The sequence below is a fragment of the Chryseobacterium mulctrae genome (assembly GCF_006175945.1).
Taxonomy (GTDB): Bacteria; Bacteroidota; Bacteroidia; order Flavobacteriales; family Weeksellaceae; genus Chryseobacterium; species Chryseobacterium mulctrae.
Map to the genome: position 1 here is coordinate 510,187 of NZ_VAJL01000001.1, position 26,116 is coordinate 536,302.

At 38.1% G+C, this 26,116-nt stretch carries 22 protein-coding genes and 2 pseudogenes; 16 read left to right on the forward strand and 8 right to left on the reverse strand.

Annotation, left to right across the window (positions count from 1 at the left end):
* Positions 1-110 precede the first annotated feature (110 nt).
* Positions 111-923 (forward strand): helix-turn-helix transcriptional regulator, encoded by an 813-nt coding sequence (locus FDY99_RS02165; protein WP_130867348.1) that lies wholly within the window; start codon positions 111-113, stop codon positions 921-923.
* A 110-nt stretch (positions 924-1,033) separates the two neighbouring features.
* Positions 1,034-1,510 (forward strand): DUF6265 family protein, encoded by a 477-nt coding sequence (locus FDY99_RS02170; protein ID WP_130867349.1) that lies wholly within the window; start codon positions 1,034-1,036, stop codon positions 1,508-1,510.
* 48 nt (positions 1,511-1,558) lie between these two features.
* Here the strand turns inward: FDY99_RS02170 and FDY99_RS02175 are convergent, their stop codons facing one another.
* From FDY99_RS02175 to FDY99_RS23265, 5 genes and pseudogenes are all read right to left on the reverse strand, one after another.
* Positions 1,559-2,902, reverse strand: a complete 1,344-nt coding sequence (locus tag FDY99_RS02175) for an exodeoxyribonuclease VII large subunit (protein WP_130867350.1) — start codon at positions 2,900-2,902, stop codon at positions 1,559-1,561.
* 417 nt (positions 2,903-3,319) lie between these two features.
* Positions 3,320-3,997 (reverse strand): type 1 glutamine amidotransferase domain-containing protein, encoded by a 678-nt coding sequence (locus FDY99_RS02180; protein ID WP_139418889.1) that lies wholly within the window; start codon positions 3,995-3,997, stop codon positions 3,320-3,322.
* A 371-nt stretch (positions 3,998-4,368) separates the two neighbouring features.
* Positions 4,369-4,980 carry an alpha-ketoglutarate-dependent dioxygenase AlkB family protein gene (locus tag FDY99_RS02185; protein WP_123856283.1) on the reverse strand — a complete coding sequence of 204 codons (612 nt, stop codon included), beginning with the start codon at positions 4,978-4,980 and terminating at the stop codon, positions 4,369-4,371.
* 21 nt (positions 4,981-5,001) lie between these two features.
* Positions 5,002-5,553: a S24 family peptidase gene (locus tag FDY99_RS02190; RefSeq protein WP_228448920.1), complete on the reverse strand. Its 552-nt coding sequence runs from the start codon at positions 5,551-5,553 to the stop codon at positions 5,002-5,004.
* Between the two features lie 39 nt (positions 5,554-5,592).
* Positions 5,593-5,775 (reverse strand): annotated as a pseudogene (locus tag FDY99_RS23265) (helix-turn-helix domain-containing protein); the annotation flags it as partial.
* Positions 5,776-5,836: 61 nt separating this feature from the next.
* Here FDY99_RS23265 and dinB point away from each other — a divergent pair.
* From dinB to FDY99_RS02225, 7 genes and pseudogenes are all read left to right on the forward strand, one after another.
* Complete coding sequence (dinB, locus tag FDY99_RS02195) at positions 5,837-6,979, forward strand: DNA polymerase IV (RefSeq protein WP_102980713.1); 1,143 nt, start codon at positions 5,837-5,839, stop codon at positions 6,977-6,979.
* Positions 6,980-6,989: 10 nt separating this feature from the next.
* The gene (locus FDY99_RS02200) at positions 6,990-10,064 is read left to right on the forward strand and encodes a DNA polymerase III subunit alpha (protein ID WP_123856285.1); all 3,075 of its coding nucleotides are present in this window, start codon (positions 6,990-6,992) and stop codon (positions 10,062-10,064) included.
* A 168-nt stretch (positions 10,065-10,232) separates the two neighbouring features.
* Positions 10,233-10,469, forward strand: a complete 237-nt coding sequence (locus tag FDY99_RS02205) for a hypothetical protein (protein WP_139418890.1) — start codon at positions 10,233-10,235, stop codon at positions 10,467-10,469.
* Between the two features lie 49 nt (positions 10,470-10,518).
* Positions 10,519-10,785, forward strand: a complete 267-nt coding sequence (locus FDY99_RS02210) for a YHS domain-containing protein (protein ID WP_228445489.1) — start codon at positions 10,519-10,521, stop codon at positions 10,783-10,785.
* Between the two features lie 357 nt (positions 10,786-11,142).
* Positions 11,143-11,931, forward strand: a pseudogene (locus FDY99_RS23615) (MbnP family protein).
* Positions 11,924-13,000: a cytochrome-c peroxidase gene (locus FDY99_RS02220; RefSeq protein ID WP_123856287.1), complete on the forward strand. Its 1,077-nt coding sequence runs from the start codon at positions 11,924-11,926 to the stop codon at positions 12,998-13,000. Before FDY99_RS23615 ends, FDY99_RS02220 begins: the two are co-directional and overlap by 8 nt.
* Positions 13,000-13,956, forward strand: coding sequence for a transporter (locus FDY99_RS02225; RefSeq protein ID WP_123856288.1), 957 nt, complete (start codon positions 13,000-13,002; stop codon positions 13,954-13,956). Before FDY99_RS02220 ends, FDY99_RS02225 begins: the two co-directional genes overlap by 1 nt.
* Before the next feature lie 176 nt (positions 13,957-14,132).
* Here FDY99_RS02225 and FDY99_RS02230 read toward each other — a convergent pair whose 3' ends face one another.
* The 3 genes from FDY99_RS02230 to FDY99_RS02240 form a co-directional block, all read right to left on the reverse strand.
* The gene (locus FDY99_RS02230) at positions 14,133-14,309 is read right to left on the reverse strand and encodes a histone H1 (protein WP_123856289.1); all 177 of its coding nucleotides are present in this window, start codon (positions 14,307-14,309) and stop codon (positions 14,133-14,135) included.
* 145 nt (positions 14,310-14,454) lie between these two features.
* The gene (locus tag FDY99_RS02235; RefSeq protein WP_123856290.1) at positions 14,455-15,144 is read right to left on the reverse strand and encodes a COG4705 family protein; all 690 of its coding nucleotides are present in this window, start codon (positions 15,142-15,144) and stop codon (positions 14,455-14,457) included.
* Between the two features lie 111 nt (positions 15,145-15,255).
* Entirely contained in the window at positions 15,256-17,214 is a 1,959-nt protein-coding gene (locus FDY99_RS02240) for an LTA synthase family protein (RefSeq protein ID WP_123856291.1), read from the reverse strand.
* Positions 17,215-17,872: 658 nt separating this feature from the next.
* Here FDY99_RS02240 and FDY99_RS02245 point away from each other — a divergent pair.
* The 7 genes from FDY99_RS02245 (at position 17,873) to FDY99_RS02275 (ending at position 26,116) form a co-directional block, all read left to right on the forward strand.
* Complete coding sequence (locus FDY99_RS02245) at positions 17,873-18,340, forward strand: YceI family protein (RefSeq protein ID WP_123856292.1); 468 nt, start codon at positions 17,873-17,875, stop codon at positions 18,338-18,340.
* A 231-nt stretch (positions 18,341-18,571) separates the two neighbouring features.
* Positions 18,572-18,952 (forward strand): hypothetical protein, encoded by a 381-nt coding sequence (locus FDY99_RS02250; RefSeq protein ID WP_123856293.1) that lies wholly within the window; start codon positions 18,572-18,574, stop codon positions 18,950-18,952.
* Between the two features lie 185 nt (positions 18,953-19,137).
* Positions 19,138-23,487: a CusA/CzcA family heavy metal efflux RND transporter gene (locus FDY99_RS02255; protein WP_139418891.1), complete on the forward strand. Its 4,350-nt coding sequence runs from the start codon at positions 19,138-19,140 to the stop codon at positions 23,485-23,487.
* The gene (locus FDY99_RS02260) at positions 23,488-24,645 is read left to right on the forward strand and encodes an efflux RND transporter periplasmic adaptor subunit (RefSeq protein WP_449384935.1); all 1,158 of its coding nucleotides are present in this window, start codon (positions 23,488-23,490) and stop codon (positions 24,643-24,645) included.
* 42 nt (positions 24,646-24,687) lie between these two features.
* Entirely contained in the window at positions 24,688-25,155 is a 468-nt protein-coding gene (locus FDY99_RS02265; protein ID WP_130867357.1) for a heme-binding domain-containing protein, read from the forward strand.
* A 55-nt stretch (positions 25,156-25,210) separates the two neighbouring features.
* The gene (locus FDY99_RS02270; protein ID WP_130867358.1) at positions 25,211-25,594 is read left to right on the forward strand and encodes a hypothetical protein; all 384 of its coding nucleotides are present in this window, start codon (positions 25,211-25,213) and stop codon (positions 25,592-25,594) included.
* An 81-nt stretch (positions 25,595-25,675) separates the two neighbouring features.
* Complete coding sequence (locus tag FDY99_RS02275) at positions 25,676-26,116, forward strand: thioredoxin family protein (protein WP_034978539.1); 441 nt, start codon at positions 25,676-25,678, stop codon at positions 26,114-26,116.

Genomic DNA, 26,116 nt, shown 5'->3' on the forward strand with positions numbered 1-26,116 from the left:
ATAATTTAAAATTAATTGGACGGCAAATATAATGGTTATGGGGCTTTTATTCGATATCTTTAAATCTTGTTTAGATGATTTTTTTTATTTTTATTGAAAATTAAAAACCAATGAATTACCAGACATTTGAGCCTGATCAGGAATTGGAGGTACTTGTCAAATGCTATTGGACACTGGAAAGTTCAGTAGATGAACAACGGGAAAAGCAATCCGTTGTTCCAGATGGATGTATGGAGATGATCTTTCATTATGGTGATCTTTATAAGCAGTACATCGGCAGAGGAAAAAGTATGATCCAACCCAGATGCTTTGTCATCGGTCAGCTGACAAGACCACTTGAAATAGAACCTACCGAAAGGACGGGTATTTTCTCTGTCCGCTTTCATCCCTATGGTTTTTTACCTTTTGCTTTCCTATCCATCAAGGAAATGGAAAACACAGCCATTTCATTGGAAAAACTCTTCGGACAGAATGGGAAAGATCTGGAGGAGAAAATATTAAATACGAATTCGGTGCAGGAAAGGATCAATTTGGTCGAAATATTTTTACTGAACAGTCTGAGACGCTTAGAAACTATAGATCATATTGTGAGATCGACTGTTGAGACCATTTTAACGGGTAACGGACAACTTTCCATTAATGAACTTTCCAGCCAGATCCACATCAACCGCAGGCAATTGGAGCGTAAATTTTATTTGGCCGTAGGTTTAAGCCCAAAACAACTGTCGAAGACCATTCGTCTGCAGTCTGCACTTAAGATGCTGTTGACGAAGGAATCTGCTAACCTTACGGCTCTGGCCCATGAGAATAATTATTATGATCAGGCTCACTTCATCAAAGATTTCAAAGAACTTGTTGGCATTACCCCAAAAGAATTCTACGGAAAGAATCTGAAAATGACCTCTTTTTTTATCGGAGATTGATCGTGTCGCGTTTTTACAATTTTGTTTACAGGGGATATTGCAACTTCGCATCGTGATCTGATGACAAGGCAAAGAGAATTGTAGTAAACGCCATCAATAAAACAAAAACGATGACAAAAAGAATATTTTTTTCTATGGTTGCTGCACTGCTAACGCTTTGTACCTGTACCGTAAAAAATCCAAGCAATATCAAAAAAATAGAATGGCTGGTCGGAACCTGGGAACATAAAACTTCGAAAGGTAATATTTATGAAACCTGGAAAAAAGGCGATGGAAATGAACTTGTCGGTAAAAGTTATGTGATCAAGAATAAGGATACTATCTTATTTGAGAGCATACGATTGGTTCACGAGCAAGGCAAACTTTTTTATATTCCGGCTGTTAAGGATCAGAATGAAGGTACTCCAATCCGTTTCGAGGGAAAGAGATTTTCTGAAACCCATTTGGTGTTTGAAAATAAAATGCACGATTTCCCACAGGTCATCTCTTACAAAAAGATTAGTGAAGACTCTTTGAAGGCTGAGATTTCAGGACTTAGGAATGGAAAGGAAGAACGGCGTTACTTCCCAATGAGACGTATTAAATAGAGTCTCATATATTAATCCGCAGAACAGGTTAAAACCTGCTCTTTTATGCTATATAAATTTTGCAAGAATAAATCCTATAACCAAAGCCACTAGAAATGCAATGATAATCTTCGTATGATCGGTTTTACTACTTTGGACTTCCTGATTAAGCCTGACATTTTCCTGCTTAAGAGTTTCCAGATTAACCTTTAAAGAAGCTGTACTTTCATTGATGGCAGACTGGATGTTCTTTTCGTGCAGAACAGCGATTTCCCTTTTGTAGCTCTCCATTTCAGCCTGGCGCTGTTTCTGCTGCTCCTGGAAATTCTTCTGAAGATCTTCCAACTGTTTAGTTGAAGTAGACTGAAGTTTCTGAAACTCTTCATTCCTCACCTTAAGCTGATCTGAAAAGGTCTTATTATGTGCCTCACTCTGTTCTTTGTATGTTTTTTGGGCTTCAGTGAACTCGTCATTTTTCTTCTTCAGCTGTTTTTCTAAAGTTTCTACCTGTTCCGAAAACTGCTTGGTGACATCTTTTTTGACCTCATCTATGAGAAGAGCCCTTGAATTGGATCGTTCATGGGATAATTTTTCAGCAATGGCATGCAATCCAGCACCATAATCGTGGGGCAAATGAAAACGCTTGTCAGCCAGCTTATCCAATAAGGTCTCATCTACCGTATGGCCGATGGCCGTCACAGTAACCGGTTTCATTGTGATGAATAATTCGGATAAGTTCAGGTCATTGAAGGTTTCCATACTCTGTCGGTCACCTCCTCCCCTGACCAAGGCAACAATGTCATAATCCAAAGCTGAAATTTCTTTCAGTTTGGAAATGATCGCGGTGGAGGAAGTGATATTACAGCTGTGATCTGAAATATCAAAATACTTTCTTGAAACATCCAGTCCTTCGAAAAAATCCTTCTGGACAATCGCATTATTTCCATAAATGTTAGCGACCCTGACCTTTTCATCTTTGAGCATCTTATCCCTGATCAAGGTCTCAAGGTCTTTTGATCCTGTCTCCAGTTTTTTCTGGATCAGCCCATACCTTTCCAGCTCTTCTTCGGAGATGGATTTTTCTTCCTGCTGAATGATCTCATCAACCACAAAACGAAGCTCTATCGAAGAATTTTTAATGTTTTTCTCAATGAACCCCCTGAGTGTGTAGATCTCATTATTCGTGATTTTACTCCTGAGTAATGAAGAAATACGAATCCCTATCGAAGTGTGATCACCTTCTGAGAACAGAAGGTCATAATAATAGTTTCCATATGATTTACCGCCACCAAAAGCATATCTGCCTTTAAGATAGATCAGATTGACCGTGGCATTGAGCTTCAGGGCATTGCTGAAGATCCCAATGACTGAGGCTGGTGAATAGACCGGATATGTGACATCTTGATCGTCCATGTGATTGACTGTCGTTTTAAAAAAGCTTGATAAGCAAAGGTATTGCTAATTGAACTTAAATAAAATAGCCGTGTTTACATATCCTGAAAAGGTGAGCTTTTAAATTGAATGCAACAATTACCTATACTTTAAAAGAATATAGAACGTATGTCGCTTTCTAACTTTTGGCTTCAACTATTACAACATTTTAGTTGCTTTAGAAATAAAAAAATCCCCAAATAATATGGGGATAAAAACTAATAACCATGAAAACCTTTTTACAAGTATTTCCTTTGCAAAATTATGTAAACTAAATACATTTTAAAATCTTCATTGGTGTTAATTGTATTTTAAAAAAGACCTGATTATCTTAATGTTTCCTAAAAAGAATGAAATTATTTTACAGTCGAACATCAAGGTCTGATCCTTTGAAAAAAACTAAATCAGCTTCAAAAGTTCCTCAGCCACCTTTTCTGAAGATGCAGGATTTTGTCCTGTGATCAGTCTTCCGTCAACCACAGCGTAAGGAGCCCAATCTTCAATTTTACTATATGATCCGCCATTCTGTTTCAGCATATCTTCAACCAGAAACGGAACAACATCCGTTAACTGTACTGCCTCTTCTTCGGTATTGGTGAATCCGGTAACATTTTTATCCTTTACCAGATACTCACCATCTATTTTCACATCCTTCAAAACCCCGGGAGCGTGGCATACAAATGCTACAGGCTTACCGTTGGTATAAAAATCAACTATAAGGTCTTGTGAAACCTTGTCTTCAGCCAGATCCCATAAAGGACCGTGACCACCAGGATAGAATACCGCATCAAAGTCTTCACTTTTGACTTCGGATAATTTGTGGGTGTTTTTTAATTTTTCCTTTAAAACCTCATCATTATCCATTCTACGTGTTGCATCCGTTTGAGATGAAGGGTCTTCACTTTTCGGATCAATTGGTGGTTGACCCCCTTTTGGAGAGGCCAATGTAATTTCAACCCCTTTATCAGACAATGCATAATATGGCGCTGCTAATTCCTCAGTCCAGAATCCGGTCTTCTGACCTGTATTTCCTAATTCATCGTGACTCGTAAGCACGAATAAAACTTTTTTGCTCATTTATATCTATTTAATGTATTACTACAAAGTTGGAATTTATCTGTGTTTTGAACACAGGATCTAAGTCACTATTTTAATGTGATCCAAATCACACTTTTTTGAGACGAAGACAAATAAAAATTATTTTATGTGTCACAGAGTTCCTTTATTTTGAAAGACGCTAAGACCTTCTATCTTGTTATTGATGGTCTTATGTACGATCTCAACTGAAAAACTTTACAGTTCATACAATACAAACTTTAGTCCATCCTTAGAGGTTTCACTGATGACCCTTCCTTCGGCCAAGGCCAATTCGTATTGAGATCGCATGGGCAGATTTTTAAAATCGTAGTAAGAAATAGACATAACTAGTATTTTATTTTTTTTTGATATTATAGTTCATTGATCAATCGGAAGGTCAAATTAATTCGTTCCTTCATGGGTATTGTAGATTTAGCGATCCGGTGTTCCCAGTTTTCCTGAAGGTCACCCTTCATAATGAGCAGTGAACCGTTTGGGAGTGGTAGGCTGTATTTGCTCTGATGATGGTCTTTTTTTCTGAAATCAAAGTTTCTGGTCTGCCCAAGGCTAATGGACGCAATAACAGGACGCTTTCCATACCTGCTTTCCTTATCCCTGTGCCAGGCTACTGAATCATTGTTGTCCCGATAGAGATTTAATAGAACCCCATTGAACCTATAACCGAATTCTTTTTCAATTCTTTCTTTTAATGCCAGCAACTCCGAAGTCCAGGGATTGGTATCTGATGTATTATTATCAGCCGATTGGTAAGATTTTTTGTCATCACCATACCAGGCGGTCAGTCGTGGTGTTATGACGGTCTTATCATACATCTTCTGAGTACGCTGTTCCCATGGTGCTGTTTGAAGCAGATGATCTTTTAACCGATCTGCCTCTTCAGTGCTCAGGAAATTTTCTTTGTATTCCAAAAGATCTTTTGGAAATTCGTAAAATTCTTCTGTGTCAAATAAACTTAGCTGCATCGGAATATTGATTGATAAAAATTATTTAATGGAAGAGACTTTGTCATCCAGTTCTTTGATACTGGTTTTAAGTTCCTGCAACACGGTATTGATGTAGGTCTCGTTGGTCTTTCCAGGTTTATAATTTTCCGGAAGGATCCCACGCACATATTTCCATACCTCAAAAACATTTTCAAGAGGGATCTCGTAAGGCTCATAAAATGTATTATCGGCCGAGACGACAACCGACTTTTTCGTCTGCTTGACCAATGTCTTGTAAGTGATGCCTTCTGAAGTGACGAAAATATATTCCTTGCCGGGTTTCAGGTCGGTCAATTGTTCTATGTATTCGCCTATAATATAGGAGCCGTCTGCAAAAGGAGGCATCGAATCACCATCCGCCAGAAAAGCCCTGTATTTTCCATTCTTCAAAAAGGGAAGTTTCATTCGGGAAAGCTTATCAATATAATCTGCATCGCTGAAACCTTTCAGATAACCCATCGATGCTTTCTGTGGTACAATCTCGATAAAATTCTCCCCCTCAGAATCTACGGTGATCGGCAATACCACCCTGTTCTCCGGTAGCTTCATCATATTGTCCACCGGGTATTTGCTGATATCCAAAGTCAGCAGCAGATCGATGCTCACATTGAAGAATTTGGAGATCCGGATCAGGATCTCGTAAGGTGCCTCTGAACGCCCGTCCTCGTATTTTGAATACCGCACTCTACTCATCCCTAGACTTTCTGCAAAGCTCTGTTGAGATAAATTTTTCTTATGCCTTAGAAGCCTGATGTTTTCTGAAAATATTGACATTGATACAATTTGTATCTGCAAATATAATAAAAAAGATACATAATGTATCTAATTTTGTCAAATGGAAAGAGCAATTGCACATATGGACCTTGACACCTTTTTTGTCTCCTGTGAGCGGCTGAAAAACTCTGTATTGGAGAAACAGCCTGTGATCATCGGAGGTGGGGATCGTGGTGTGGTGGCATCCTGCTCCTACGAAGCAAGGTATTTCGGGGTTCGTTCGGCAATGCCCATTAAGATGGCTTTGAGGTTATGTCCTAAAGCAAAAGTGATCAAGGGCGATATGGAACACTATTCAAATATGTCGCATCTGGTGACAGAGGTCATTCAGGAAAAAGTACCGGTGTTGGAGAAGGCCAGTATCGATGAATTTTATCTTGACCTTTCAGGAATGGACAAGTTCTTCGGCTGCTTTCAGTGGACCAATGAGATCGTCGACGCCGTAACAAAAAATACCGGTTTGCCGATCAGTTTTGCTTTATCTACGAATAAGACGGTCTCCAAGATCGGAACCGGAGAATCCAAACCCACCGGAAGATTTGAAGTGAAAGAGGCCAATATCCAAAATTTTTTAAATCCGCTGTCCATCAAAAAGATTCCGATGGTCGGACCTGAAACATTCAACCTGTTTTCACGACTGGGTGTCAAGACCATAAAGACCCTTTCTGAAATGCCCATTGACGTACTACAAGAACTGGTCGGAAAGAATGGAATGGTACTTTGGAAGAAAGCCCATGGCATCGATGAAACCCCTGTAATCCCCTACTCTGAAAGAAAGTCGATCTCCACGGAGGATACATTTGCTCAGGATACGATCGATATACTGAAGATCAGAAGCATTCTATCGGGTATGGTGGAAAAACTGGCTTATCAGCTGAGGCAGGAAAAGTGGCTGACCTCAACCGTTTCCGTGAAGATCAGATATTCCAATTTCGATACGGAGACCAAACAATGCAGGATACCCTATACTTCTGCGGACCATACCCTTCTCAGATATGTCCTTGAATTGTTCAAGAAGGTCTATACCAGAAGAATGAGGATCCGATTGATCGGTGTCAGATTTACCGGGCTGGTGCATGGGCTTCATCAAATGGATCTTTTCGAAGACACGGAAGAAATGATCTCCCTGTATCAGACAATGGATCATATCAAGAACAGGTTTGGAAGCTCAAGTGTAGGAAGGGCATCGGGGTTTTTAAAATAAATTTTTATTTATGTTTCTTAATTGCCATACTTATCACAGTTTACGTTATGGAACCATCTCTGTTGAAGACCTGGTTCAGCTGGCTGTTGATTATCAACTAAAAGTGTTGGCATTGACGGATATCAATACCGTGACCGGTATCTATCAGTTTTACAAACTTTGTCAGGAAAAAGGAATCAAACCGATTGTCGGGATGGATATCAGGGTTGAAAATGAACAATACTACATCTGTCTTGCCAAAAACCCAAAAGGCATCGCAGAGGTCAACAGGCTTTTAACCAATTACAATTATGAAGGAATCGAGATCGCTAAAGCTAATCCAGAACTGAAAGATAGTTTTGTAATCTATCCCTTAACAAATATTCCTGAAAAACTGCTGGAACATGAATTTATCGGGATCAGGCAGGATGAGCTCAATCGGTTGTTCGATCCTGAATTGAAAGCTTTAACCCATAAAATGGTTATCCTCCATCCGGTAACCTTTAAGACGGATGAAGAATATGAATTGCATAAGGTTCTGAGGGCAATAGCAGGCAACACTTTATTCACTAAACTCACAGAGGATGATTATTGTAAAAGCAATGAGAACTTTATCGGTAAAAGAGGACTGTTAGAGAAGTATTCCCAATATCCGGAGATCATTGAAAACACAAAATATATTGTTGATGAATGCAGTTTTGACTTTGACTTTAAAACACCCAAAAACAAAAAATATTATACCGAAAATAAGGAAAATGATTTTAAATTATTGAAAAAACTGGCTTATGAGGGCCTAGACAAAAGATATCCTGATGATAACGTACAGGCAAAGGCAAGAGTGGATAAAGAACTGGCAGTGATCGATCAACTTAATTTCTGTGGCTATTTTTTGATCACCTGGGATATTGTCCAGTACAGCAACCGGATGGACTTTATGCATGTTGGTCGTGGCAGCGGTGCCAATTCCATTGTGAGCTACTGCATCGGGATCACGGACATATGCCCATTGGAACTTGACCTTTATTTTGAAAGGTTTTTAAATCTTAACAGGAAGACACCTCCGGACTTTGATCTGGATTGGAGTTGGAAGAATAGGGATACTATTTTGGAATATATCTTTAAAAAATATGGAAAAAACCATGTAGCCTTTTGCGGGACCAATGTTGAATTTAAAAGCAGATCGAGATTCAGGGAATTGGGGAAAGTTTTCGGGCTGCCCAAAGAAGAACTGGATTTACTTTCCAAAAAACCAAAAGACCAGCACGATCAGAATTCCATCGTTCAGGAAATTTATAAATATGAAAAACTATTGGTCGGCTTTCCCAATCAGAGAAGCATGCATTCCTGCGGCATCCTTATATCCGAGGATCCGATCACCAATTACTCTGCTTTGGAGTTTCCTCCAAAGGAATTCCCTATCGTGCAGTTCGATATGCATACGGCTGAAGATATCGGACTGGAAAAGTTTGACATTCTGTCTCAGAGAGGATTGGGAACCATCAAAGATACGGTCAAACTGATCGAAGAAAAAAGAGGGATTATTGTTGACATTGAAGATACAAGGATTTCCAAAGGTGAGACCAAGTGCAATGAATTCCTGAGCATTGGAAAGACCATCGGATGCTTTTACATAGAATCCCCAGCGATGCGGGGTTTATTGAGAAGACTGAAATGTGATAATTATAAAGTCCTGGTAGCCGCCTCATCTATCATCCGACCCGGTGTAGCACAGAGTGGTATGATGCGGGAATATATATTCCGGCATAACCATCCTGATCAATTTGAATATTTTCACGAGGTCTTTGAAAAAGAATTGGGTGAAACCTATGGTATTATGGTGTATCAGGAGGACGTGATAAAAATCGCACTTCATTTTGGGGGTGTTTCTGCGGAAAATGGGGATGTACTAAGAAGAGCCATGAGCGGCAAGGGCCGTTCATTATCCGCCCTGCAAAAATTAAAAGATGATTTTTTTGAATCGTGCAAGAAAAAGGGTCATCCTGAAAAATTGTCCCAAGAAGTGTATCGCCAGATCGAATCCTTTGCAGGATACTCATTCTGTAAAGCCCACTCGGCTTCCTATGCGGTGGAAAGTTATCAGAGTCTTTATCTGAAAGCCTACTACCCTATTGAATTTATGGTTTCTGCCATCAACAACGGCGGTGGATTTTATAGAACGGAAGTTTATGTGCACGAAGCTAAAATGGCAGGAGCGACCATTCATAATCCTTGTGTCAACCTCAGTGAATTCCAGACGACGGTCTATGGAACAGAAGTATACCTAGGCCTGATGCACATCGAAAAATTAGAGGCTACGGTCAAGCAGTTCATTCCTGAAGAAAGAAAAAACAATCGAGACTATAAGTCGCTTGAAGATTTTGTGAAAAGAGTTTCTATAGGCATCGAAACATTACAGACTCTTATTTTCATCGGAGCTTTCAGATTCACAGGAAAACAAAAACATGAACTGCTGATCGAGGCCAGATTCCTGTTCTCTAAAGGTCAGTACAGAACTAAAATTATTTCTTTATTTGACGAGCCTCAAAAGGATTATATGTTACCGGTTATTCAGAGAGACCGGTTTGAAGATGCTTTTGATGAAATTGAGATATTGGGCTTTCCCGTCTCCTTTTCTATATTTGATCTGCTGAAAACAAGATACAGGGGTCACGTTTTAGTAAAGGATCTTTTAAAATATCATAAAAGACAAGTCAAGATGCTGGCGTATCTGATATCAAGAAAGCATGTGCCTATCAAAAAGAAAGATCATCCCGGCAAGAAAGACGACATGTACTTCGGGACCTGGATCGATGCTGATGGTCAGTATTTTGACACAGCTCATTTTCCGGATAGTCTTAGAAAATTTCCTTTCAAAGAAGGGGGAATTTATTTGTTGCTCGGAACGGTTGAGGTCGATTACCATTTTCCTACGGTCACCATTACCAAGATGGCAAAGATGCCGATCATTGCCGACCCCCGATATTCCATGGATGAGGAAAAATCTCAGGCAATTGAAAGGAGCCTTAGGGAAGACGTGAGTATGACCTCCCGTAAACCTTATCCGCAGGAATTCGAGATAGGATTGCCGAGAACCAAGATGAACTGATCCTTTATACCCATTTACTTCAAGTGATTAATATCAGTTCATTACTAATTTTCAAATTGTATATTTGCGAAGATTAGATTTTGAAATATCTTATTTCCATATTTATTATTTTCACGATTGCAATACGACCGATATTGCCGTTGGTTAATTAAAGCAAAGCCGGAAATAATGTGTAATGGTAAATGTTATGTTTCCAAACAACTTGCAAGATCCAATCAGGAACAGTCGACCCAAAACTCTCAAAAGATTACTGCTCCGACAATCGATGTCTTCCTGACGACAGAAGAATTTAAATTTTTTGTCTCAGACATTAGTTTCGCTCATTCTCATTCTATCAGTACGTTCTGTACCGATTTTTACAACTCCATACTTTATACAAACATATTTCATCCGCCCCTGGCTTAATTGATACTTCCTCTTAAGAAGATAAAACCTATTAATTAGTCATCAAGCAATGAAATTAAAATCAACAGCAGCATCCTTTTTTGTGATGTTTGCAAGTCTTGTGTATGCACAGCAGACTGGTAGAGACCAGAAGCAAATCTCAAAAAAAGCGGATCTCCGAAAAGTAAAGGTTATCAATACTTATGATCCGGTATGCAAAATGAAAAGCGAGGATCAGATTTCCGATACGGCGCTTTACAGGAAAAGGATCTACGGATTCTGCAGCTCGCATTGCAAAGACAGGTTCAAACAAAATCCGGAAAAATATTTAAAATAGCGTTTTCTTTTTAAACAAAGGAAATGATATTTCTATGGGAAAGATCTTACCTGTTTCTGGAGAAGAGATAGTTCTTGTAATGTTATGACAGAAAATTATTATATCAAACTGTCTTTTATTTTGTCTGAAGCTTTTACAGGAAAAATGCAACTTGTTTTTCCAGATTAGTAACAGCCTTTTTCCAAGATCTTTTTGTCAAGCCATATCTTTTCCTAAAAAACTGAGGATGGACGGTCACATCATGTGTTTCCAAAAAGTCCGATGCACCGCTCCCCTCTTTATCACAATAAATAATTTAAAATCTTAATCTATAAAACAAAGAAAATTTACAAATTCTTATCAATGGCCTTTTTTGTAATGACCTTACTGACTGTTTCATCTTGTAGAAACAATGATGATGACGAAGTTCAGGACTCAACGCCTGGAAAACTACAGGTAAAGTTCGAAAATGGGTTCAACAATCTGGGTGGCATTGTTATTAATCAGACGACACAGACCTCTTCAAACGGACAAAAACACCAGTTTTCTACACTTAAATACGTGATCAGCAACATCGTATTGATCGATGAGAACGGCGGTGAGTTCAAATACAACTACAACAATCCTGACAAATTGGCATTTATCATCGATCAGGCCGAGGCACTTGCAGGGATCAACTACATCAACCTTACCGAAATTCCAAAGAACAATTACAAAAAAATCAGAATTGGATTGGGCATCAGTCAAAACGCTTATCTGATCGGACAGGACGGACAGGGAATTTTCTGGCAAAAAGCCAAGACAGCTGGTATGGCGTGGTCTTGAGCTGCAGGCTATATCTTTACGAAGTTGGAAGGTAAATACGGATCTTTAAAAGCTGATACGGAATTTATGAACCACTGTGGAAATATGGGTGATACAACGGCCAATGGGACTGCTGACCTTTACAGGGAGGTGACCTTGGATCTTCCGACCACTGCAAGAGTAAGCAAGGACATTACGCCTTCGATCCATATCCTTGCTGACTTAAATCAATATTTAAGCGGACAGACAGCATTGACTTTAGATAATACCAATAATATGGCGATGGGTTCTAACCAGCATTTGGTTAATGTAACCAACAACCTGACAAAAATGTTTAAAGTAGACCACGTTCACAATGATTAAACATTGTTATCAATCCAAAAGAGAGCAAACAGGCTCTCTTTTGATTTTTCTTTTTTTGCTATTGGCAATTCTAAATTCCTGTTCAGATGAATACGAAGGAATTCCCATTGATAAAGACGAAGCGTATGATCTGGAAAAACCCAGCGGTTTTCCTGAAATGACCTTTGACATCACCGGAAATCCAATTACTGTAAACGGCGTTGCTTTAGGAAAGAAATTATTCTATGAAGGGAAACTATCCCGAAACAATACTATATCCTGTGGATTCTGCCACATCCAGGAATATGCTTTCACCCATCACGGACATCCTGTGAGCCACGGGATCGATGATAAACTGGGGATCATAAATGCACCGGCCATTCAGAATATGGTTTTTCTCAAAAATTTTTCTTGGGACGGAGTAAGCCATAATCTGGACGAGAGGTCGCTCGTTCCAATTACGACAGATTTCGAGATGGATAGCTCTTTACCGGAAGTGGTAGGAAAACTGAATGCAGATGCCAACTACAAAAAGATGTTCAAGGCAGCTTACGGTGACGACAATATTACCGGGGAACGTGTGCTGAAAGCAATCTCTCAGTTTATGAGAACGATGATCTCCGCAGATTCCAAATATGACCGTCACAAAAAAGGAACAGCCAGTTTCACCAGCGAGGAATCTCAGGGAATGGCACTTTTTCAGAATAAATGCTCAAGTTGCCACAGCGGAGAACTCTTTACAGACGAAAGTTACAGGAATACAGGAATGTATTACAACGCTCAGTACGATGACCGGGGAAGGTACCGTGTGACACTGGACTGGAACGACAATATGAAATTCAGGGTTCCGAGTCTCAGAAATGTAGAACATACAGCACCCTATATGCACGACGGACGTTTTTACACGTTGGAAGCGGTTCTTAATTTCTATTCGGACAATGTCGAAGACCAGCCGAATCTTGATCCACTTTTAAAACAAAACGGGCACGTCGGAATCTCAATGACCAGCTTGGAAAAACAAAATATCAGCGCTTTCCTTAAAACCTTGAGCGACCAGAATTTTATAACCAATAAAAAATTTGCAGAATAATGAAGAAATTCATTTTAATTATATTTTCAGTTATTAATATTTCCATTTTAGCGGCTGAAAAAGACAGTCTTTACATTCCAAGATATGAATCTCAGGCTTACACCTCTTTAAAAACTCAGGAATTCTTCTGTGACGCTTGCGGATGTGCTGCCGGAAACGGATCTTCAGGTTTTGAATCTTTATTGAATCCTCAGTTCATCGGCATCAAATATTTTGCACAGCATTATAAAGCGAAAGAAAACCTTTTCACGAATGATCTGACCCAGGACCAGTATTTTAATACGATCCAGATCTGGGGGAAAATTCCGGTTACCAATAAATTGAGCGTATATGCGAGCCTCCCATTTAATTTCCACGAGAAGAAAACCCTTCAAGGTGATATCAAAGTAAGTGGCATCGGTGATGCCAGCTTAATGGGAATCTATGAACTGATGAAATCAAAAAACACTTTCCATCAGCTCAATGGTGGGATCGGTGTAAAGATCCCATTAGGTAAATTTGATGAAAAAGGGATCACAGGCGTCAATCCAAGTTTTCAGCTGGGAACAGGAAGTTGGGATTATCAGATGGCTTTAAGCTACAAATATCAGAAAAGCCTGTTTGCGTTACTGGTCAATACAGATTATACCCTTAAAACAGAGAACAAGAAGCATTATCAGTTCGGAAACCAGTGGAATTATGTGGTCACAGGATTCCACAGGATCTGGAAAAATGAAAACAGCAATATTTCAGGAAAACTGGGGCTACAGGGTGAGGTCTATGACTGGAACAAACAATTTGGAGAGGTTATGCCTCGAACGGCCGGAAGTGCACTATACGGGAAGCTGGGATTTGAGGCGTCCTACAAGAAATTCAGTTTGGGAAGCGAATTGATGTTGCCCGCTTATACCAATCTGGCAAGTGGAGATATTGAAGCGAGATCAAGATTCAGTTTGTTTGTGAACTTTGGTTTATGATCCAACTATGAAAACATTTATATAAATGTATCTTGCCATTTTTAATTGATAGAGTCAGGTTCTTAACTGTTTTAGTTTTGCGTTGACAAAAATCAGTACTTTTGAAACGATAGAATTTGAAGACACTCTAAATAATAAACCCTGCACTAAATGCAGGGTTTAAACTTTAACAGAATTTATTTCTTTGATTCTTCAACAGAAACTTTTCTGAAATCCTTGAACAGTTTGCTTAACTCTAAAGCTGATTTCCTTGCTCTTGTTCCCGCTGCCTTGTTTCCTTTTTCAGATTGCTGGCTGGCTTCATTTGAAAATGCTTCAAACTCTGCATTGATCTTTTCGATAAGTTCTTTCATAACGTAATGATAAAAATTAAATTGAATGGCAAATATAATAGTTTATACACTCACTCCCCTATCGATACAATAAAATCAACTTCATCAAATTTCAAAGAGATTTCATTTCGACGTTTAGCAAATATTAAATTCTGTATTTAAAACTTTAATTTTTATTTTGATTTCGATGTGAAATAATGATCATTATTACCATCAGAATTAAAGATACCAAGCTTGCATTAAAGGTACCGAGGTTTAAACCACCCTTAGATATGGATTTTGTCAGAAAATCACCGAAAGTTGCTCCGAATGGTCTTGTAAAAATAAATGCAATCCAAAATAATACAATACGGTTGATCTTTGCGAAATAGTGAAGAAGGACTACCATAAGTACGACAGCTCCTGTGATAACAGCCCCGACCCAATAACTAAAACCTAAATTATCACTGATAAAATCTCCAAAAGCTGTTCCCAAACTGTTGGAGAAAAGAATAGCAACCCAATAATAGATTTCTTTATTGATTTCGAAAACAGGATATACTTCGAGATTTTTATACTTTTTATACCATAAAAGAAGGGTCATTATTAGACCGCCTCCCAAAATCAAGCTGCCCAACAGATAACCTGCCTTCAATGTTCTGTCTATATAATCCGAGATCTCAGTTCCCAATGTTGTCGTAGCAATGATAACAATCCAGTAAATAAAAGGAATATACCTTTTTACATTCAACTGAACGGAAATGCTGATTAGAAAAAGTAACACCGTAATCGCAATTCCCACGGTGTAACCGAGGTTGAGTGTCATGGAAATAAAATCGCCCAAAGTTTTCCCTAAAGTAGTTGCCACAATTTTCATCAGCCAAAAAGGATGGTTACCGATGCTACTTGTTAAGTACTTTCATCATTTTTTCTTCAAAGTTGAGATCCCAGTTTGAAGAAATTTAGAATTTCATTCTTTTTACAGAATCTATTTTTCTTTCATTTTTCCATTTTTGAATCTCTCACTGGCGGTTTGATAATAGGAAATAGTCCGTGAAATGAGTGTATCATTCTTTGATTTTACTTCAGATAGGGACTGGCTGGCCCCGGAAACGATGAACTGTTCTACTCTTCTTCTGTCATCTATTTGAGTGAATATAGTGCCCTTCAACATCCCTAATGTCCTGTAATTTCCCAGGAATGCACGTTCGTCCCCCACTTTGGTTTGATTGATATCTTTTCCGTACAGAGATGTCGTGTAAGACCAGCCGAGATATCCGAATAATGTCGGCATCAGATCGATCTGTGATGTCAGACGATTGATCTTTTCAGTTTTTTGCAGAGGAAGATTATAGATGATGGCAGGAATATGATGATTGGCAATGTTGATTTCCCATCTCCCTGCACTATTGGCACAATGATCAGCAACGATCACAAAGACTGTATTCTTGAACCACGATTTTGTTTTTGCATCAGCCAAAAATTTCCCTAAAGCATAATCTGTATATTTTACAGCAGCATTTCGGTCACCTTGCGGAAGATCGATTTTACCTTTGGGAAAAGTAAAAGGCTTATGGTTGGAAGTCGTCATAACAAACTGAAAAAACGGCTGATTTGCTTTAGTGCTTTTGTCGGCGTATTTTATCGATTGTTTATAAAGATCTTCGTCACAGATGCCCCAGGCATTTTCAAAAGTGACCTCGTTGTCTTTAATTTGAAATCTGTCGGTTTTAATGTTGTCTGGCAAAGGATTTCCTCTGTCTCTGTCGACAATATCAAAGCCCTGACCTCCGAAAAAAGTATTCATATTATCAAAATAACCATCCCCGCCATAAATAAAATAAGGCTGATAGTTCTTTGCTTTCACAATCGCGGAAACGGAAAATAACTCCTGATTATCCGGTCTTCTTACAATGCTGTTTCCTGGAGTTGGCGGCACGGAAAGCATTAAAGCCTCCATTCCCCGGACAGTCCTTGTGCCTGTCGCATAAAGGTTTGTGAAAAAGATACTCTGATCGGCAAGCCTGTCGTAATTAGGGGTGATATTATCCTTATTGCCGAATGCTTTTAGAAATTCCCCACTGAAACTTTCTATGGTGATTAAAATAATATTCGGTCTATGCTCATTATTCCCTTGTGTTACCCTTGAAATACCATCATTTGTTTCAGTAAAATATTTTTGATTATCCTGTAAAAGATCTTGTTTCAAAACCGAATAAGCTTCTTTTTCCGGAAGTGTCGGGTAAAATATTTCATAATCCAGTTCGTTTGACTGATACGCAGAAACAAAAGAAAAAGCCCCGTTTTTTCCAAGCTCATTCACCACAAGATTGTCAGTGAAATCTGCCTGTTTATTTTTCATCACCAATCCTAAAACCACAGCAATCGTCAAAACCGGAACTGCATAAATCAAACGGTGTCGTATGGGATTTTTAACGGAAAAAGTATTTTTGAAAATGTCAAGTTTTTTGAATAAAAAAAATGTCAGGATAATCAATCCTATCAAAACAGCTCCAATCAAAGGTAAAGGATAAGACTGATCGATGTTTTCAAAGACTTCATAGGTGTAGATCAGATAGTCGATGGCAATAAAATTAAATCTCACGCCGAACTCTTCCCAAAAGGGAATTTCTGCCAAAAGACTGAAGTAAATAATGAATAATAGTAAACTTAAATAGAAATAGGTAAAGCACTTATCGAATAATGATCCGATCCATTTTCTTGGAATCAGCAATAGATAAACGGTATACAAAGCCAAAAATAACGAACCCATTGTAAGATCGAAGACAAATCCTGTGAAAAAAGCCCTCAGGATATGCCTAATGTTGAGATCCAAATCATTTACAGACCAGATCAGCAATATGATCCTTACCACAAATGATAAAAAAACATATAAACTTAAAACACCAAAGAGTGTTGAAAATCTGCCATTGAATAATTTTTTCATAACTAAGTGTAATATATTGTAGTGAGTAATATTAAAACTGGGATCGGCGGATGTCATCGCTTCTTAATCTAACCTTCGTTTCAAAAAATAATCATCAATAGTCTCCAAATCGATCATTCAAATTTTAAAAATGATCCTTTAAAAAACGGCTTGATCCGGAAATAAGTGAAGGGTAAGGTACATCAATTAAACTACTACCACCCAACACTAAAAGTGAATAAGACGAAATTTAGAATTGTTCCATTCTGCAAAAAATATGGATACTTTTTTTCACTGTGTCTTATTGACATTCGATGGGATCAATTACCTACTTCTCCCGATCCAATAAGGATGGATGATTGCGAATGACTGCTAATTGGCATTAGTCTGCTGTAAGTCGATGAAATGTTAATCTGTGAAGGATGCAAACTTTCATGATCAGAATACAACATCAGTCATTTAACAAATGACCACCTTTGGCTCGTAGTAATTCATTCTATTTGCGATGTCATCCACGTCTTATAAATCAATCATTTTTCCAATTAAACCATCAGAAAGTATTTGATATATTTTCAAAAGGTTGAGAGTAAGGGATAGATGCATTGAAGCTCTATCCTTTTTTATTACAAAAATTTATTCTTATCAATAAAGAATCCCAAAAAATTAAAATTTTAAAAAAATGAAAACAACAAAACAATTGATCAGCATCGGTTTATTATACGGTGCCATTTTATTACCTCAATTCTCAAACGCTCAAAAGTTAATTCAGAAATCTGTCGATGTAACAATCACCGGAACATCTCCGATGCACGATTGGGAAATGACAGGTTCCACAGCCACCTTCTCCGGGACTGCAGCAGGCAATGTGATCAACAACGTTACTTTAACGGTTCCTGTAAAAAGCCTCAAGGCAGAAAAAGGAAAAACAATGGAAAAGAAAGCCTATGCAGCATTGAAACCTGATAAAGCACCAAATGTAACTTTTACGGCAACTTCTCTAAAGGTTGGAAAAAGCAATGCTACAGGAAAGTTGACCATAGCAGGAACTTCTAAAAATGTTTCCTTCCCCGTCTCAATTGTAAAAAAAGGAAGTTCGTACACGATTGAGGGCACGGAGACCATTAAACTTTCAGAATTTGGAATGTAACGCCCTGGATTTTTGGGAATCAAAACCGGCGATGCTGTGACTGTAAAAGTAAATGTGACAGCAGAATAGATCTGTCACTCTTGATCTCCTCCTCAGTTTATCAACGAAAATTTAAAAAATTCAGTCTGATTAGAATTTAATCTATGTGGTAGCATTTTACTATTTATAAAGATGAAGTGCTTATCATTAATTTAAAATCATTCTTAACGAAACATTGCATAATTTTGATCTGTGAAAAAGTGGGTTTCCATATTATTGCTTTCCTTATATCTGGTTTCAACAACTGAGCTTAATCAGTTATTGAAGCTGCCTATTCTTGTAGAGCATTATATTGAGCATAAAGGGCTCAATCCGGAAATGACCTTTACTGAATTTCTGAAAATACATTACGACCATCCTGTTAAAGATTCGGATTATAAGACAGACCAAAAATTGCCTTTTGCAGATCACTCTTTTCCACTCGCTCTCGTTTTTACGGTGAATCCTGATTTCAGTGTAGAAATAAAAAAGCAAATACCCTGTGATCACCCGAAGGTAACTTTTTCTTACAGCCCGGTTTTCTATCATAAAGACGCGGTAAATTCTATCTGGCAGCCGCCAAAAAACTGTTAATCAGCCTTTTTATTTTTATGTTACAACACGTCTTGTGTTGAGCTCTCCCCTGCTTCTATTATTCATCAACAAAAGAAAAATCAGGTCTGTACTTACTGGTAAGCACAGCGATTTTGTAGAACATCATTGACAGGAATAGGGAGCAAAAACTATCTATTTAAAATTAAGATTTAACAGAATTATTTATGCTAACAAAAATCATTGAGTTTTCTGTAAAGAATAAACTCATTATAGCATTATTGGTATTCGGGTTGATAGGCGTAGGTGCTTATCAGGTCACGCAACTACCAATAGATGCAGTGCCTGACATAACCAATAATCAGGTTCAGGTGATCACAACTGCTCCATCATTTGGGGCGACAGATATCGAAAGATTGGTCACTTTCCCAATAGAACAAGCCAACAGTAATATTTCGGGGATGAAAGAGATCCGGAGTTTTTCAAGGTTCGGGCTTTCATTAGTGACCATTGTTTTTGATGACAATGTTGATATTTATTGGGCAAGACAACAAGTTGCAGAGAGACTGCAACAAGTTCAAAATCAAATTCCGCAAGACGTCGGAACACCTTCTTTAGGACCTATTTCTACGGGACTTGGTGAAATCTATCAATACGTTGTCCGTCCGAAAAAAGGATACGAAAGCAAATACGATATTACGGAACTCAGAACGCTTCAGGATTGGATTGTCAGAAGACAATTGCTTGGTGTAAAAGGCGTTGCAGAAGTCAGCAGTTTTGGTGGTAAACTGAAACAATATGAAATTTCCGTCAATCCGGATAAACTCAATGCTTACGGAATCACCATTACCGATGTTTTCGATGCGTTGAAAACCAATAACCAGAATACAGGCGGTTCTTATATAGAAAAAGGACCTACTGTCCTATACATACGAAGCGAAGGATTGGTCGGAAATCTGTATGATATCAAAAACATTGCGATCGCCAACAAAAACAATGATGTTCCTCTGTTTATAAGAGATATTGCAGAGGTGCGTTACGGTTATGCGACAAGATTTGGGGCAATGACTTATAATGACAATGGCGAAGTTTCCGGTGCGATCGTGATGATGCTGAAAGGTGAAAACAGCAGCGAGGTGATCAAAAATGTAAAAGCCAAAATCGCACAGATTCAAAAAACCTTGCCGGAAGGAGTTGTGATTGAGCCATTCTTAGACCGAACCAAAATGGTGAACAACGCCATTGGTACTGTTGAAAAAAACCTGATGGAAGGCGCATTGATTGTCGTTTTTGTACTGGTTTTATTTTTAGGGAATTTCCGTGCAGGTCTATTGGTCGCTTCTGTTATTCCATTGGCAATGCTTTTTGCGGTTTGTATGATGAATCTCTTCGGCGTCAGCGGAAATCTGATGAGCCTTGGTGCGCTGGATTTTGGGCTGATTATAGATGGTGCCGTGATTATTGTAGAATCTGTAATGCATCAGTTTACCCACAATTCAAAATTCCGGAAGGCGCTATCAGTTTCAAAACAGGAAATGGACACTATTGTCATAGATTCTGCTGGAAAGATGATGAACAGTGCGGTTTTCGGGCAAATCATCATCCTCATTGTGTATCTGCCTATTTTAACACTGCAAGGGATTGAAGGTAAAATGTTTAAACCAATGGCACAAACTGTTGCCTTCGCTTTATTGGGTGCGTTTCTGCTTTCGCTGACTTACATTCCGATGATGAGTTCTATTATTTTAAGCAAAAAAATAAGCCACAAAATGAACTTTTCAGACCGGTTAATGGCGAAGGCTGAAAATCTTTACCGAAAAACATTACTAAAAGTTTTAAGAATACCGAAAACCATTTTCAGTATTGTGATTGTACTTTTTGTCCTTTCAGTAGTGGTTCTAAGCAGAATGGGAGGCGAATTTATACCATCCCTGGAAGAAGGAGATTTTGCTGTTGATACCAGAGTTTTGCCCGGAAGCAACCTCAAAACCACAATTGAAAGTACGCAGAAAGCAGCTCATATTCTGAAAACCCGCTTTCCGGAAGTTCAGAAAGTAGTTACCAAAATAGGAAGCGGAGAAGTTCCCACCGACCCGATGCCGATGGATGCTTCGGATATGATGGTAATCCTGAAAGATAAAAGCGAATGGACTTCCGCCAAAACCTTTCCGGAGCTTTCAGACAAAATGAGCAAAGCGTTGGAAGATGTTCCCGGAATTACCGTTGGTTTTCAGTATCCTGTGCAGATGCGTTTTAATGAATTGATGACCGGCGCAAGACAGGATGTTGTTTTGAAAATATTCGGAGAAGATCTGGAAATATTGGCGAAAAATGCCAATCAGCTTGGTAAAATAATCAATACCGTAAAGGGAACTCAAAATCTATATATCGAGCCTGTTTCTGGTCTTCCGCAGGTGATTATCCAATACAACAGACCGGTGATTGCACAATATCATTTGTCTATCGGAGACATCAACAGAGTGATCAATACCGCTTTTGCAGGGCAAAGCACAGGTCTGGTTTTCGAGGGCGAAAAACGTTTTGATATGGTCGTCAGATTAAACAGTAATGACCGAAAGAATCTGGATGATGTCAGGAATTTATTAATTCCCACGCCGTCTGGTAATCAGATTCCGCTTTCTCAGCTTGCCAATGTTGAGATTAAAGATGGTCCGAACCAAATCCAGCGTGAGAACGGACAACGCAGAATTGTGGTAGGTTTTAATATCAAAAACCGCGATGTTCAGGGGATTGTAGAAGAACTTCAGGCTAAAGTTGACCAACAATTGAAGCTTCCTACAGGATATTACGTCACATACGGAGGTTCTTTTGAAAACCTTAAAAATGCAAAAAACAGACTGATGATTGCAGTGCCAATTGCTTTGGTTTTGATTTTTGTGCTGTTATTTCTCGCGTTTAATTCGGTGAAAGAAAGTCTTTTAATTTATACTGCGATTCCGCTTTCTATTATTGGAGGTGTATTCTTACTGGCTGCAAGAGGAATGCCTTTCAGCATCAGTGCTGGTGTAGGATTTATTGCGCTTTTCGGTGTGGCTGTCCTTAATGGAATCGTATTGATTTCAGAATTCAACAGACTGTATAAAGGTGGAATCCAAAATATTGTCAGAATTGTGGTAGACGGTGGAGAAGCCAGATTAAGACCTGTGTTGATGACTGCTTTTGTGGCTTCATTAGGATTTATTCCAATGGCACTCAGTAACGGTGCAGGAGCTGAAGTCCAAAGACCATTGGCAACCGTTGTCATCGGCGGACTTTTAATTGCCACATTACTCACACTTTTTGTGCTTCCGCTGCTTTATGTAACTATTGAAAAAGGATTTAAAATGAAAAATAATCGCAAAAATAGAATAACACCCGTTCTTATCATCTTTTTTGTATTGACAGGAAGTGTTATGAAATCTCAAACCAAAGTCACTTTAAATGAAGCTGTTGATATAGCTTTGAAAAATAACAGAGGCCTGAAAAGTGAAAAATTAAAATCAGAATATGCCAAAGCACTGATCAAATCTTCTTCAGACATTCCTCAGACAGGAATTTCTGCGGATTACGGACAGATTAACAGCGCGTATCGTGATATGAAATTCGTGATTTCCCAAAACATTGCATTTCCCACGGTTTACAAAAGACAGAAAAATTTATATACTGAAGAATGGAAAAAAAGCCAACTCAGTATTTCAATGAAAGAATATCAGCTGAAAAAAGGAGTAACCCTTACATTCTACAATATTCTGTATTGGCAGGAAAAGGAAAAACTTCTGAATGAATCGTTAGATTTTTATTCTCAATTTCTGGATAAGGCGACTTTAAGATTAAAAAGCGGTGAAAGCAATATTCTGGAAAAAGCAACTGCTGCCAATCAAAAATCAGCTATTGAAATCCAGATCAAACAGGTAAAACAGGAACTCAGAACTTTGCAGCTGCAATTGCAATGGCTTGTTAATTCAGAAACAGAATTAATTCCTGATGGAGAACGTATTTTTTCTCTTTCTCATCTTCAAAATGATGTTTCCGGTAATCCTTCATTAAAAATATTAGAACAGCAAAAAAACATTGCAGCACAACAAACGGCTTTGGAAAAATCTAAATTACTGCCCGGTTTACAATTAGCTTATAATCTTAACAGTTTCCGTGGAATGGGTGCAGATGACAAAGTGTACAATGCTTCACCACAGTTTCATTCGGTTCAGGTTGGCGTTTCGGTTCCTATATTTTCTGGCGGACAGAAAGCAAGGATTCAAGCTTTCAAAATTGCAGAATCTGTCAGCGAAAATGACTTTCAGAATGGGGAGTTTACATTAAAAAATCAGTATAAAAAACTATCAGAAATTCAGCAAAAAAACCTGGAGATAGTTTTTCAGTACGAGAAATATGAACTGAAAAATGCCGATACGATTCTGGAAACCGCTCAAAAACAGTTCATCAACGGAGAAATTAATTACTTGGAATTTGTAATGCTTGGCAATCAGGCGATCAGCATCAAAAATAATTATACAGATGCCGTGTGGAATCTCAATGAAAGCAATGTTGAGCTGGAATATATCACTTTAAATCAATAAATTATGTCAAAATCAATTCAAAATAAATATTCGGTTTTATTAATGCTTGTCCTCTTTTTTGCGGTTCAGTGTAATCAAAAAGAAAAAACTATTGCAAAGCCAACAGCTCCTAAAGATGAAACTACGGTTACATTGACCGATGCTCAGCTTAAAAATACGACTATCGAAACAATGTCGCTTTCTGTGAAGAATATTTCTACAGTGCTCAGAATCAATGGAAAAATAGATGTTCCGCCACAGAATCTGGTTTCCGTAAGCGTTCCGTTGGGCGGTTACCTGAAAAACACCAACCTGCTTCCGGGAATGAAAGTAAGCAAAGGACAGGTGATCGCCGTGATAGAAAATCCTCAGTTTATACAGCTTCAGCAGGATTATTTGATGGCAAAATCGAAACTTCATTTCGCAGAACTGGACTATAATAGACAAAAAAAACTGAACCAAAGCCAGGCAAGTAGTGATAAAGTGACGCAGATGGCGCAGTCTGAGATGAACAGCCAGAGAATTATGATGAATACTTTGGCAGAGCAGCTTCAGCTCGTGAACATCAACGCGGGCAGTCTCACTTCGGGAAATATCAGAAAAAGTGTTCCGGTTTACAGCACGATCAACGGTTTTGTGAGCAAAGTGAATGTGAATATCGGAAAATTTGTGAATCCTTCTGATGTTTTGTTTGAACTCATCAATCCCAATGACATTCACCTGAACCTAAAAGTGTATGAAAAAGACCTCCAAATGCTGAAAATAGGACAAAGATTTACCGCCAATACCAATACGCAGCCGGATAAAAAATACGGTGGCGAAATTATCCTGATCAGCAAAGATATCAATGCAGACGGAACGGCAGATGTGCATTGCCATTTTGAGCAGTACGATCACAATCTGACTCCAGGGATGTATATGAACGCTGAGATCGAGACTGAAACATCCTTTTCCAACGCGCTACCAGAGGAAAGCATTGTCAATTTTGAAGGTAAAGATTATGTTTTTGTTGAGGGGAAAAAACAAACTTATAAAATGATTCCGGTAACGCTGGGAGAAGCTGAAAACGGTTTCATTCAAATCAAAAATTTTGAAGATTTTAAGAACAGAAAAATCGTTACCAAGAATGCGTACACGCTTTTGATGAAGCTAAAAAATACGGCAAGTGAAGAGGAATAATTCCACTCAAATAAATATTAATCCAAAAAAAAATAAAAAATTATGAATAAGTCAATTTTAAATTTAAAAAATATTTTAACTGTACTGTTGTTGCTGTTTATCGGTATTCAGTTTATTGATGTCCAGAAAAATATCAGCGAAGATCAATCTGCCAATGCTATCGAAAATTATTATAATGTACCTCCAAAAGTAAAATCTATTTTGAAAACCAGTTGTTATGACTGCCATTCCAACAATACTATTTATCCTTCTTACAGCAAGTTGCAGCCTGTGAAATGGTGGTTGGCAGATCACGTCAATTCGGGTAAAAGACATTTGAACTTTGATGAATTCAATTCTTACAGCCGTGAAAAAAAGCTTGAGAAACTCGATGAGATCGTAGAAACCGTCAAAGAAGGCGAAATGCCGCTTGCCTCTTACACGGTTATTCATCAGGATGCAAAATTATCTGCTTCTGATCAGGCTGAAATAGAAAAGTGGATCAATGAAATAAAAAAGGAAGTGAAATAACTGATTACATACTATTTAAAATCATTCTTAACGAAACATTACATAATTTTGATATATGAAAAAATGGGTTTCCGTAGTTTTACTCGCACTGTTTCTATTTTCAACAACTGAACTTTATCAGCTGTTGAAAGTTCCGATTCTTGTCGAGCATTTTATGGAACACAAAAAGCTGAATTCAGAAATGACATTTGAAGCTTTTCTTAAAACCCACTATGATAATCCGGTAAAAGATGCAGATTACAAAACAGACAGAAAACTGCCGTTTGTAATACATTCTACCCCACTAAATCTTATTTTTACAATAAATCAGGTCTTTAAACTTGAAGAAAGAAATATTTTTTTTGGAAATATTACACGTGAAAAAATAGCATCATCAGATAATGATTTTTTCTTTAAAGGTTATTTGCACTCTATCTGGCAGCCGCCAAGACTGTCTTAAAATACTTTACAAAATATTGGATCTGAATGAATTTAACATCATTCAGACACAATTGGTTCTACAATCTAATTTATACACATTATGAAAACAATATTTACAGCCATCTTTTTGGCGCTATTCTCTGTACTAGCAATTGCACAAACACGTTTTGAAAAAGCAAAGAAAACAGCTTCTGAACAAAACGAATTGATTCTTCTTAACTTTTCCGGCTCAGACTGGTGTATTCCGTGTATCAAGCTGCATAAGAATATTATTGAAACCGAGACATTCAAACAGCTGACAACCGATCATATTTTGGAGTATGTCAATGCAGATTTTCCAAGAAGTAAAAAAAATCAACCTTCCGCAGAGATTAAAAAAGAAAATGCTTCTCTGGCCGAGCGATACAATTCTAAAGGTCTTTTTCCGTTCACCCTTTTGCTCAATTCTGAAGGAAAAATTCTGAAAACCTGGGAAGGTCTTCCGTCGGAAAGTGCAGTTTCTTTTAGCAATGAAATAAAAAGTTTTTATCAAAAGAAGTAA